This is a genomic window from Pseudomonas sp. Mn2068, assembly GCF_049319725.1.
Taxonomy (GTDB): Bacteria; Pseudomonadota; Gammaproteobacteria; order Pseudomonadales; family Pseudomonadaceae; genus Aquipseudomonas; species Aquipseudomonas gingeri.
The window spans coordinates 727,176-739,391 of sequence record NZ_JBMOUG010000001.1 but is presented as its reverse complement, the minus strand read 5'-3'; the positions used below and the strand labels follow the sequence as shown (position 1 = coordinate 739,391).

Sequence of the window (12,216 nt, the reverse complement as noted above, 5' to 3'; positions counted from 1 at the left end):
ATGATTTCCTGGTTATTGATTGCAGTTGCAGGGGCATTGGTCCTTGCGTATCGACAGTCTCCGGCGAGCTTGTGGCTCGGAGCCGGGTTGGTGTGGCTGGCGGGCGGTTATCTGTTCAACGTGGTCGGGCCGCAGGGGTCGCTGGTGATTGCGATCCTGGTGCTGTTGCCGGCGTTGCTCCTGGCCATCAAGCCCTTGCGCCGATCCTTGCTGACCCGCAGGGCCCTGGTGCTGTTCCGTCGGATCATGCCGGCGATGTCCGACACCGAGCGCGCGGCCATCGAGTCGGGCACCGTCTGGTGGGATGCCGAACTGTTCAGCGGCAAGCCGCGCTGGGAGCGTCTGTTGCAGGCCGCTCCGGCCAGCCTGAGCCAGGAGGAACAGGCGTTCCTCGATAACGAAGTCGAAACCCTCTGCGACATGGCCAACGACTGGGAAACCACCCAGGTCTGGCAGGACCTGTCGCCCCAGGCCTGGCAATACACCCGGGAGGCCGGTTTCCTCGGCATGATCATTCCCCGGCAATACGGCGGCAAGGGGTTCTCCCACTATGCCCATTCCCAGGTGGTGATGAAGCTGTCGACCCGCTGCTCGGCCGCGGCGATTTCGGTGATGGTGCCCAACTCCCTGGGGCCGGCCGAACTCTTGCTGCACTACGGCACCGAGGCCCAGCGCGAGCACTACCTGCCGCGCCTGGCGCGGGGCGAGGACATTCCCTGTTTCGCCCTGACCAGCCCTTATGCCGGCTCCGACGCCGGGGCCATTCCCGATGTCGGCGTGGTCTGCAAGGGGCTGTTCGAAGGCGAGGAAGTGCTGGGGTTCCGCGTCACCTGGGACAAGCGCTATATCACCCTGGGCCCGATCGCCACCGTGCTCGGCCTGGCGTTCCGCGCCGAAGACCCCGAGGGCCTGCTGGGCCGCAAGGGCAGCCTGGGCATCACCTGTGCCTTGATTCCCACCCGCCATGAAGGCGTGCAGACCGGACGCCGGCACTGGCCGCTCAACGCGGTGTTCCAGAACGGCCCGACCCAGGGCAAGGATGTGTTCATCCCCCTGGACTGGGTAATCGGCGGGCGCGACCAGGTCGGCAACGGCTGGCGCATGCTGATGGAGTGCCTGGCGGCCGGACGGGCGATCTCGTTGCCATCGGCCAACGTCGGCCTGGCCAAGGTCGCCGTGCGCGGCACCACGGCCTATGCGGCGATGCGCAAGCAGTTCGGCCTGCCCATCGGCAAGTTCGAAGGCGTCCAGGCGCCCCTGGCCCGCATGGCCGGGCACCTCTATGCCTGTGATGCGGTGCGCAAGGTTTCCGTGGCGTCCCTGGACGCCGGGGAAAAGCCCTCGGTGATCTCGGCCATCGCCAAGTACCATGTCACCGAGCGGGCTCGGGCGGTGGTCAACGACGGCATGGATATCGTCGCCGGCAAGGGCATCTGCATGGGTCCGAACAATTTCCTCGCGCGGGCCTATCAGCAAAGCCCGATCGCCATCACCGTGGAAGGGGCGAATATCATGACCCGCTGCCTGATCATCTTCGGGCAGGGACTGATTCGTTGCCATCCCTATGTGTTCCGCGAAATGGAAGCCGCGCGCGAGCCTGGGCGCGCCGGACTGGAAGCCTTCGACAGGGCGATGTTCGGACATATCGGCTTTGTCGTGGCCAACACCGTGCGCGCGGCGGTGCATGGCCTGACCGGCGGACGCCTGCTCAAGGCTCCCGTCGGCACCGACAAGGCCCTGGCGTCCTACTACCGGCAGATCAACCGGCTGTCGGTGGTGCTGGCCCTGGCTTCCGACATTTCCATGGGCGTGCTCGGCGGTGCCCTGAAACGCAAGGAAAGCATCACCGGTCGGCTCGGCGACATCCTCTCGCAACTGTATATCCTGTCCTGCGTGCTCAAGCGTTTCGAAGATGACGGGCGTCCCCAGGCGGATCTGCCGCTGGTGCACTGGGCGGCCCAGGACGCCTTGCTGCGGGCCCATGAAGCTCTCGACGAAGTCCTCGACAACTACCCGTCGAAAGTCGCCGCGCGGGTGATTCGGGGCCTGGGCTTTCCCTTTGGCATCGCGTTGCGCAAGCCGTCCGACCGCCTGCTCGGGGAAGTCGCCGACCTGGTCCAGGTCCCCGGCGCAACCCGCGACCGGCTGCTGGCCGACTCCTATATCCCGCACCCGGACATCGACAAGCTGGCCTATGGCGAGCTGGCGTTCCGGCTGCTGCCGCAAGTGGAGCTGATCGAGGCGCGGCTCAAGCCGGCGATCCGCCAGGGCGAGATCGCGCCGCTGCCGATTTCCCGCGAAGCCTTTGTGGCCTGGCGGGCCAAGGCCCTGGAGCTGCAATTGATCAGCGCGGAAGAGGACCAGTTGCTCGGGCGTTATGTCGAGTACGGCGACCACGCGATCCAGGTCGACGATTTTCCGCAGGACTTCGGCCTGCTGGAAGCCTTGCAGCGGCGCCACGCGCACCTCGACCAAGCCGGCAAGCCCGCGACCAGGCGGCGTCCGCCAGTCAGCGTGGACACCGTTGTCGCCGACGACAGTGCGTATTGATCCTTCTCTGGCCTCTAGCGGAATTCTTTCATGTCTGACGGTTACCTTTCCTTTGTCAATTCATCCTGGGGCCGACGCCTGGCCCAGTCGGTCGGCTTGCCGCAACCACTGCCGCTGCAGCGCTACCGTCAGGGGCAGGCGGGCAACAGCCTCAATCCGCTGGTGCTGGCTGCCGCGCCCCAGGGGCGGCTGCTCGGCGAGTTGCAGCGGATCTTCGCCGCCACCGAGACCGTGGTGGCCGCGGCGGCGAGTATCGATGCGCCGTCCACGGTCAAGGTCCAGGGCCTGGTGTTCGATGCCAGCGGTCTCGCCGATATCGCGCAACTGGACGAGTTGTACCGGTTCTTCCATGCCAACGTACGGCGCCTGAGCCACCACGGGCGGGTGCTGGTGCTGGGAACCGCGCCGGAACACTGCAAGGAGCTGGCCCAGGCCGTGGCCCAGCGGGCGCTGGAGGGCTTTGTGCGCTCCCTCGGCAAGGAACTGCGGCGGGCGATCACGGCCCAGTTGCTGTACGTGGAGCCCGGTGCCGAAACGGAAATGGACAGCAGCCTGCGCTTCTTCCTGTCACGGCGCTCCGCTTATGTCTCCGGGCAGGTGGTGCGGATTGTCGAGCCGGTGGATGTGCCCAGGGCCATCGACTGGGATCGGCCGCTGACGGGGCGCCGGGCGCTGGTCACCGGCGCCTGCCGTGGCATCGGCCTGGCCATCGCCCAGGTACTGGCCGCCGACGGGGCCGAGGTGATCTGCCTGGATATCCCCGCGGTGGAAGCCGAGTTGCAGCAAGTCGCCGGTTCGCTTCAGGGCAGTGCACTGCCGCTGGATATCACCGCACCCCAGGCCGCCGAGCGCTTGCTGGCCTTTGTCGGCGAGCAGGGTGCGTTCGATATCGTCGTGCATAACGCCGGCATCACCCAGGACAAGACCCTGGCCAAGATGACCGAAGCCGCCTGGCGCAAGGTCATGGCGGTCAACCTGGAGGCGCCGTTGCGGCTGAGCACGGCGTTGCTCGAAGGCCAGGGGCTCAATCCCGGCGGGCGGATCGTCTGCGTCTCGTCGATTTCCGGGATCGCCGGCAACCTGGGACAAAGCAACTATGCGACGTCCAAGGCCGGGGTCATCGGCCTGGTGCAGAGCCTGGCGCCGTTGGCGGCGCGCCAGCAGGTAACGGTCAACGGCGTGGCGCCGGGGTTTATCGAAACCCAGATGACCGCGAAGATCCCCTTGCTGATTCGCGAGGCGGGCCGGCGGATGAATTCGCTGGCCCAGGGCGGGCAGGCCGAGGACGTGGCACAGACCATCGCCTGGCTGGCCCATCCGGCGTCCGGGGGGATCAACGCCCAGGTGGTCCGTGTCTGCGGGCAAAGTCTGTTGGGGGCCTGAGCGATGAACCCGGATTCGACTATTCGTATCATCGAGCCGCCGCCTTCCACCACCCGGCTTCTGTGGCGTGGGCTGCGCAGCTTGCGCAAGCCCAAGGCCGAGGCACTGCCACGCTTGCCGACGGAGCGGCTGGTGCGTCCCGCGGTGGAACTGCGGGCTGCGGACATCGAGCGTTATGCCCGGGCCTGTGGCTTTCGCCGTGAGCACGGGGTGCCGCTGTCGTTCGTGCATACCCTGGCGTTTCCCCTGCACCTGTTGTTGCTGACCAGCCCGGCCTTTCCCTGGCCGGCCAGCGGCATGGTGCACCTGGCCAACCGGATCCGCCAATACCGCCGGCTGGAAGAGGGCCAGGCCTTGCGCCTGCAGGTGCACTGTGAACGTTGGGTGGCGCATCCCAAGGGCCAGGCGCTGCTGATCGTGACCCAGGCCCATGGCGGCGGCAGCCTGGTCTGGGAAAGCGAGAGCCTGTATCTGCGCCGTGGGGTGGCCGCACCGGTCGGCGAGCCCTGGCAAGGCACGCCGGAGCTGCTCGAACCGGCGCTGCTGCGTACCCAGCGCTGGTCCTTGCCGGCGGACCTGGGGCGACGGTTCGCGCGGGTCTCGGGGGATCACAACCCGATCCATACGTCCTGGCCGGGGGCGCGCCTGTTTGGTTTCAAACGACCGATTGCCCATGGCATGTGGACCCTGGGCCGGGCCCTGGCGGCACAGCAGCCACCCTACGCACTGGCGGCGGCGGAGCTCGATTGCGAGTTCAAGCTGCCGATTTTCCTGCCCGGCAGTGCGAGCCTGTGGCAGGCGCCAGCCGCGGGTGCCCGCCACACATTCGAAGTGCGCACGGCGGCGGGGGACAAGCCGCATATGCGCGGCGTGCTGATCCACGGCGCTCGAACCGAAGGAACCTGTTCATGAGTGAGTACAGCTTCAATCCGGCCCCGGTACGCCGGGTGGCCATTCTTGGCGGAAACCGCATTCCCTTCGCCCGCTCCAATACGGTCTACGCCCATGACAGCAACCAGGACCTGCTGGTGGCCGCCCTGCAGGGCCTGGTGGACCGCTATGGCCTGCATGACCAGCGCCTGGGGGAGTTCGCCGCCGGTGCGGTGATCAAGCATTCACGCGACTTCAACCTGGCCCGCGAGACCCTGCTGTCCACCACCTTGTCGCCGCAGACGCCTGCCTATGACATCCAGCAGGCCTGTGGCACCGGCCTCGAAGCGGCGCTGCTGGTGGCCAACAAGATTGCCCTGGGGCAGATCGAAGTAGGGATCGCCGGGGGCGCCGACACCACCTCGGACGCGCCCATCGGGATCAACGAGTCGCTGCGTCGGATCCTCCTCGAGGCCAATCGCCACAAGGGCGTCGCGGGCAAGCTGCGCAGCCTGCTCGGCGTGCGTCCTTCCATGTTCTTCAAGCCACTGCTGCCACGCAATGGCGAACCGCGCACGGGCTTGTCCATGGGCGAGCACTGCGAGGAAATGGCCAAGCGCTGGCAGATCAGGCGTCTGGCCCAGGATGAACTGGCCCTCAACAGTCACCAGTTGTTGCACGCGGCCTACCAGCGCGGTTTTTTCGACGACCTCATCACTCCCTATCGCGGACTCCGGCGCGACAACAACCTGCGGGCCGATGCCAGCCTGGAAAAGCTGGCGGGGCTGGGGCCAGCGTATGACCGGCGCAATGGCACCCTGACCGCCGGCAACTCGACACCGTTGACCGATGGCGCCTCGGTGGTGCTGCTGGCCAGCGAGGAATGGGCGGCGGCGCACAATCTGCCGGTGCTGGCCTATCTGCGCACCGGTGAAACGGCGGCGGTGAATTTTGTCGATGGCAGCGAAGGGCTGCTGATGGCGCCGGCCTACGCCGTGCCCAGGATGCTGGCCCGCGAAGGGCTGGGCCTGCAGGACTTCGATTTCTATGAAATCCACGAGGCCTTTGCCGCGCAGGTGCTGTGCACGCTCAAGGCCTGGGAAGACCCGGACTATTGCCGCGAGCGCCTCGGGCTGGACGCGCCGCTGGGGACCATCGAGCGCAACAGGCTCAATGTCAATGGCGGCTCGCTGGGTTGCGGGCATCCATTCGCCGCCACTGGCGCACGGCTGCTGGCCAGCCTGGCCAAGGCCATCGCCGAAAAGGGCGGGGGCCGCGGGCTGATTTCCGTGTGTGCCGCCGGCGGGTTGGGCGTGACCGCCATTGTCGAAAAATAAAACAACAACAAGGAGAGACTGCCATGAGTGTCGCGAGCCTGCCTGCCATCGAACGTGTCTGGTTGAGCGCCTACCATCCCGGCGTGCCGGCGGATGTCGAGGCCGAGATCGACCGCTACCCGTCGCTGCGCGAGGTGTTTCTCGAACACGTGGAGAAGTACCGCCAACGGGTGGCCTACGTCAGTATCGGCACCGAAATGGGCTATGACGAGTGGGAGCGACAGGTCTTTGCCTTTGCCGGCTGGCTGCAATCGCGGGGTGTGCAGAAGGGCGACCGCGTGGCGCTGATGATGCCCAACTGCCTGCAATACCCGATCTGCCTGTTCGGTACCCTGCTGGTCGGCGCGGTGGTGGTCAACGTCAACCCGCTGTACACCGCCCATGAACTCAAGCACTTGCTCAAGGACAGCGGTGCCGAGACCGTGGTCATCTTCGAGAACTTTGCCCATACCCTGGAACAGGCCATGGCGGGCAGCGCGCTGAAGAACATCGTGGTGGCGGCGATCGGCGACCTGGTGGGGACACTCAAGGGCGCGGCGCTGAATTTCGTCTTGCGTCATGTGCAGAAGCAGGTGCCGCGCTTCCACCTGCCGGGCTCGATCCGTTTCCCGGCGATGATGAAACAGGCGAGGAACCTGAAGGCCAGGGATGTCGCGCTGGCCCACGACGATATCGCCTTCCTGCAATACACCGGCGGCACCACGGGCGATGCCAAGGGGGCGATGCTGACCCACCGCAACATCCTCGCCAACCTGATGCAGGCCAAGGCCTGGGTGGGCGACCAGCTGGACGAGAACCAGCAGGAAACCAACGTGACCCTGTTGCCGCTGTACCACGTGCTGTCGCTGACGGTGAACTGCCTGATGTTCATGTGCCTGGGCGGGCGCAATATCCTGATCGCCAACCCGCGGGACGTGAAGCGCGTGCAGATGATCCTGCGCAAGGAGAAGTTCAGCGGGATCGTCGGGGTCAACACCTTGTTCAACGGGCTGCTGGAAAACGAGGCATTCCGTGGGCGGGACTTTTCCGACCTGAAGCTGGCGATCGCCGGCGGGATGGCCACCCATACGGCGGTGGCGCGGCGCTGGAAGGAAGTGACCGGGGTGCCGATCATCGAGGGCTACGGGCTGACGGAGTGCTCACCAGTGGTGAGCATCAGCCCCATCGATATCAAGCGCATGCGCGAGGGCGATTTCAGCGGGACCATCGGCGTACCGCTGCCTTCGACCTGGGTGCGGTTCGCCCGTGAGGACGGTTCGCTGGCGGCAATCGGCGAGGAGGGCGAGTTGCAGGTGCGCGGGCCGCAGGTCATGAAAGGCTACTGGAAGCGCCCGGAAGAGACCGCGAAGGTGCTGGATGCCGCGGGCTGGTTGTCGACCGGGGATATCGGGGTAATGAACGAGCAGGGGTTTATCCGCCTGGTGGATCGCAAGAAGGACATGATCCTGGTGTCCGGTTTCAACGTTTACCCGAACGAGATCGAGGATGTGGTGGCGCTGCATCCCGGCGTGGCGGAAGTGGCGGCGATCGGCGTGCCGGACCAGGTGACCGGGGAGCGGGTGAAGATCTTTGTCGTGCGCAAGGATCCGGGGCTGACGGAGATGCAGCTGCTGGCGCATTGCCGGGAGTACCTGACCGGGTACAAGGTGCCGAGGATTGTCGAGTTCCGCGTCGAGGAACTGCCCAAGACCACCGTGGGCAAGGTATTGCGCCGGGCCTTGCGGGAGTAGGCAGGTTTTCGCACAGTCCCTCGTTCTTGATCAAGGCGCCCTGGACCGGCGCCTTTGTTTTTTCGTTTATCCCTCCCGGCTCTTGCAGAATAAATAATTCTAAAATCTGTTGATATGGAAATTATTTTCCAATAAAGTCGTTTCCAGGTTGCCGACTTACCGTGCCGCGACGATTCGGTTCCTTGAATACAGCGCGCACGGACCAACAAAAACAACAGGTGCCGTCGATGAAAACCTTCACTCCTGCGCTCCGTGTTTCACGTGCATCGCTTCACCCGCAACGCGACCTGCCTCGCGCCCGCATTCCCGTTTTCCTTCTCTCGATCTTCAAGCTGCTGTGCGTTGAACGCAAGGGCGTCGTCGTGTGCTGCATCGGCGGTGCGCCGATCGTGCGCCTGCCGGCGGCCTGATGCCCTGCAATAGAGTGCTCTGAAAGGCTTCGCCCATAAAACCAACAAGAATTGTGGAGACAGAATATTCATGAACACCAAGATCCGTTTCGCTTCGCTGGCGCTCTCGCTGTCATTGCCCCTGATGTTCGCCAGTGGCGCGGCCATGGCCGACCTGAAGATCGGTGTCAGCATGTCGCAGTTCGACGACACCTGGCTGACCTACCTGCGCGAGAACATGGACAAGAAGGCCAAGTCGATGCCCGATGGCGTCAAGTTGCAGTTCGAAGACGCCCGCAGCGACGTGGTCAAGCAGTTGAGCCAGGTGGAAAGCTTCATCAGCCAGAAGGTCGACGCCATTGTCGTCAACCCGGTGGATACCGCCGCCACGAAGAAAATCACCGAGGCCGCGGTCAAGGCCGGTATCCCGCTGGTCTACGTCAACCGCCGTCCCGATGACCTGAACCTGCCCAAGGGCGTGGTCACCGTCGCTTCCAACGACCTCGAGGCCGGCCAGATGCAGATGCAGTACCTGGCCGACAAGCTGGGCGGCAAGGGCGATATCGTGATCCTGCTGGGCGACCTGGCCAACAACTCCACCACCAACCGCACCAAGGGCGTCAAGGAGGTCCTGGCCAAGTACCCGAACATCAAGATCGACCAGGAGCAGACCGGCACCTGGTTGCGCGACAAGGGCATGACCCTGACCAATGACTGGCTGACCCAGGGCCGCAAGTTCGATGCGGTGGTCGCCAACAACGATGAAATGGCCATCGGCGCGTCCATGGCGTTGAACCAGGCCGGGGTGAAGAAGGGCAGTGTGCTGATCGCCGGGGTCGATGGCACGCCGGATGGCTTGCGGGCCGTGGAGAAAGGCGATATGACCGTCTCGGTATTCCAGGATGCCAAGGGCCAGGCCGATGGTTCCATCGGCACCGCGGTGAAGATGATCAAGAAGGAGCCGGTCGAAGCCGCGGTCTGGGTGCCGTACAAGTTGATCACCCCGCAGAACGTCAAGGATTTCAAATAGGCTGCGCTTCAATAACAACAAGCCGGCAGGGTGCCGATGGCGCCTTGCCCACCCCGAGCCGAGGAGTACCCGACCATGCTCGCCAGCGCGACTGCTGCGTCCACGCCACAGGCGTCCCTTGCGTCCTCCGTCGACACGCGCCTTGCCGACTCGCCCTACCTGCTGGAAGTGGTCAACGTCAGCAAGGGCTTTCCCGGTGTGATTGCCCTGTCCAATGTACAACTGCGGGTCCGTCCGGGCTCGGTCCTGGCGCTGATGGGCGAGAACGGTGCCGGCAAGTCGACCCTGATGAAGATCATCGCCGGCATCTACCAGCCGGACGCCGGCGAGCTGCGCCTGCGGGGCAAGCCGGTGACCTTCGACAGCCCCCTGGCGGCGCTGCAGTCGGGAATTGCGATGATCCACCAGGAACTCAACCTGATGCCGCACATGAGCATCGCCGAGAACATCTGGATCGGTCGCGAGCAGCTCAACGGTTTCCACATGATTGATCACCGCGAGATGCACCGTTGCACCGCGCGGCTGCTCGAACGCCTGCGAATCAACCTCCACCCCGAGGAACTGGTGGGCAACCTGAGTATCGCCGAACGGCAGATGGTCGAGATCGCCAAGGCGGTGTCCTACGATTCGGATGTGCTGATCATGGACGAGCCCACCTCGGCCATCACCGAGAAGGAGGTCGCGCACCTGTTCTCGATCATCGCCGACCTCAAGGCCCAGGGTAAGGGCATCGTCTATATCACCCACAAGATGAACGAAGTCTTCAGCATCGCCGATGAAGTCGCGGTGTTTCGCGACGGCCAGTACATCGGCCTGCAACGGGCCGACAGCATGGACGGCGACAGCCTGATCTCGATGATGGTCGGGCGTGAGTTGAACCAGCTGTTCCCGGTGCGCGAGAAGCCCATCGGCGACTTGCTGCTGTCGGTCCGGGACCTGCGCCTGGACGGGGTCTTCCAGGGCGTGTCGTTCGACCTGCATGCCGGGGAAATCCTCGGGATCGCCGGGCTCATGGGCTCGGGACGGACCAATGTCGCGGAAACCCTGTTCGGCATCACCCCGGCCAGCGGCGGCGAGATCCGCCTGGACGGCAAGCCGCTGCGGGTCAGCGATCCGCACCTGGCGATCGAGAAGGGCTTTGCGTTGTTGACCGAGGACCGCAAGCTCAGCGGCCTGTTTCCCTGCCTGTCGGTACTGGAGAACATGGAAATGGCCGTGCTGCCGCACTACGTCGGCAATGGTTTCATCCAGCAGAAGGCCCTGCGCGCCCTGTGCGAGGACATGTGCAAGAAGCTGCGGGTCAAGACCCCGTCCCTGGAGCAGTGCATCGATACCCTGTCCGGCGGCAACCAGCAGAAGGCCTTGCTCGCCCGCTGGCTGATGACCAACCCGCGGCTGCTGATCCTCGATGAGCCGACCCGTGGCATCGATGTCGGGGCCAAGGCCGAGATCTATCGCCTGATCGCCTACCTCGCCAGTGAAGGCATGGCGGTGATCATGATTTCTTCGGAACTGCCGGAAGTGCTGGGCATGAGCGACCGGGTGATGGTCATGCACGAAGGCGACCTGATGGGCACCCTGGACCGCGGCGAGGCCACGTCGGAGCGCGTGATGCAACTGGCGTCGGGGATCCCGGCGGTTCACTGACTATATCAAGGCGGGCGCCGCGTGCCGGCGCTTGTCGGTGGCAAGAGAGGATAAGCGGTCATGAGTGCAGTCCTGGAAAACAAACCGGCGGACAACAAGCCCGCCCTGGCACCGATCAAGCATCGTCGACGGTTGCCGACCGAATTGAGCATCTTCCTGGTGCTGATCGGTATCGGCCTGGTCTTCGAGCTATTCGGCTGGATCGTTCGCGACCAGAGCTTCCTGATGAATTCCCAGCGCCTGGTGCTGATGATCCTGCAAGTGTCGGTGATCGGCCTGCTGGCCATCGGCGTGACCCAGGTCATCATCACCACCGGGATCGACCTGTCGTCCGGCTCGGTGCTGGCGTTGTCGGCGATGATTGCCGCCAGCCTGGCGCAGACCTCGGACTTTTCCCGGGCGGTGTTTCCTTCGCTGACCGACCTGCCGGTGTGGATACCGGTGGTGGCCGGGCTGGGGGTCGGGCTGCTGGCGGGGGCGATCAACGGCAGCATCATCGCCGTGACCGGGATCCCGCCCTTTATCGCGACCCTCGGCATGATGGTCTCGGCCCGTGGCCTGGCCCGCTACTACACCGAAGGGCAGCCGGTGAGCATGCTCTCGGACTCCTACACGGCGATCGGTCACGGGGCGATGCCGGTGATCATCTTCCTGGTGGTGGCGGTGATCTTCCATATCGCCCTGCGCTACACCAAGTACGGCAAGTACACCTACGCCATCGGTGGCAACATGCAGGCGGCCCGTACCTCGGGGATCAACGTCAAACGTCACCTGGTGATCGTCTACAGCATTGCCGGGCTGCTCGCCGGGCTGGCCGGAGTGGTGGCTTCGGCGCGGGCGGCGACCGGGCAGGCGGGGATGGGAATGTCCTATGAGCTGGACGCGATCGCGGCGGCGGTCATCGGCGGCACCAGCCTGGCCGGCGGGGTCGGGCGCATTACCGGCACGGTGATCGGTGCACTGATCCTCGGGGTCATGGCCAGCGGTTTTACCTTTGTCGGGGTCGATGCCTATATCCAGGACATCATCAAGGGCCTGATCATCGTCATCGCGGTGGTCATCGACCAATACCGCAACAAGCGCAAGCTCAAGCGCTGAGTCCTCAAGGAGAGCTTGGGGGGAGAGGGGGCGGGAGAGGCGACCTTGTGGGAGTGGGCTTGCCCACGAAGGGGCCCGAGAGGCCTCCGAAAGCTTCGGGGGCAAGCCCCCTCCCACAAGGCTCAATATGACGTTGCGGACGGTCCCATTCCCTCCGGTTTTGCCGTTTGTCCCCTGAATGC

The 12,216-nt window shown here is 64.8% G+C and carries 9 protein-coding genes; all 9 read left to right on the top strand.

The genetic code is table 11. The annotated features are described in order from the left end of the window. Positions 1–2,550: an acyl-CoA dehydrogenase gene (locus ACL9RJ_RS03135; protein WP_422764873.1), complete on the top strand. Its 2,550-nt coding sequence runs from the start codon at positions 1–3 to the stop codon at positions 2,548–2,550. A gap of 30 nt (positions 2,551–2,580) precedes the next feature. Beyond that, complete coding sequence (locus ACL9RJ_RS03130; protein WP_017127309.1) at positions 2,581–3,933, top strand: 3-oxoacyl-ACP reductase; 1,353 nt, start codon at positions 2,581–2,583, stop codon at positions 3,931–3,933. A gap of 3 nt (positions 3,934–3,936) precedes the next feature. Then, the gene (locus ACL9RJ_RS03125; protein ID WP_422764872.1) at positions 3,937–4,845 is read left to right on the top strand and encodes a MaoC family dehydratase; all 909 of its coding nucleotides are present in this window, start codon (positions 3,937–3,939) and stop codon (positions 4,843–4,845) included. Beyond that, positions 4,842–6,140: an acetyl-CoA C-acetyltransferase gene (locus tag ACL9RJ_RS03120; protein WP_177131134.1), complete on the top strand. Its 1,299-nt coding sequence runs from the start codon at positions 4,842–4,844 to the stop codon at positions 6,138–6,140. The genes ACL9RJ_RS03125 and ACL9RJ_RS03120 overlap by 4 nt, the downstream gene beginning before the upstream one ends. 23 nt (positions 6,141–6,163) lie before the next feature. After that, on the top strand, positions 6,164–7,870 hold the full coding sequence (locus tag ACL9RJ_RS03115) for an AMP-binding protein (RefSeq protein WP_177082312.1): 1,707 nt from the start codon (positions 6,164–6,166) through the stop codon (positions 7,868–7,870). Between the two features lie 227 nt (positions 7,871–8,097). Then, on the top strand, positions 8,098–8,280 hold the full coding sequence (locus ACL9RJ_RS03110) for a hypothetical protein (protein WP_017127305.1): 183 nt from the start codon (positions 8,098–8,100) through the stop codon (positions 8,278–8,280). A 70-nt stretch (positions 8,281–8,350) separates the two neighbouring features. Continuing rightward, entirely contained in the window at positions 8,351–9,289 is a 939-nt protein-coding gene (locus ACL9RJ_RS03105) for a sugar ABC transporter substrate-binding protein (RefSeq protein ID WP_422764870.1), read from the top strand. A 75-nt stretch (positions 9,290–9,364) separates the two neighbouring features. After that, positions 9,365–10,936 (top strand): sugar ABC transporter ATP-binding protein, encoded by a 1,572-nt coding sequence (locus ACL9RJ_RS03100; protein WP_017127303.1) that lies wholly within the window; start codon positions 9,365–9,367, stop codon positions 10,934–10,936. A 60-nt stretch (positions 10,937–10,996) separates the two neighbouring features. Continuing rightward, a complete protein-coding gene (locus ACL9RJ_RS03095) occupies positions 10,997–12,034 on the top strand; it encodes an ABC transporter permease (RefSeq protein WP_017127302.1) in 1,038 nt (345 codons plus the stop codon). The last annotated feature ends 182 nt before the right edge of the window (positions 12,035–12,216 follow it).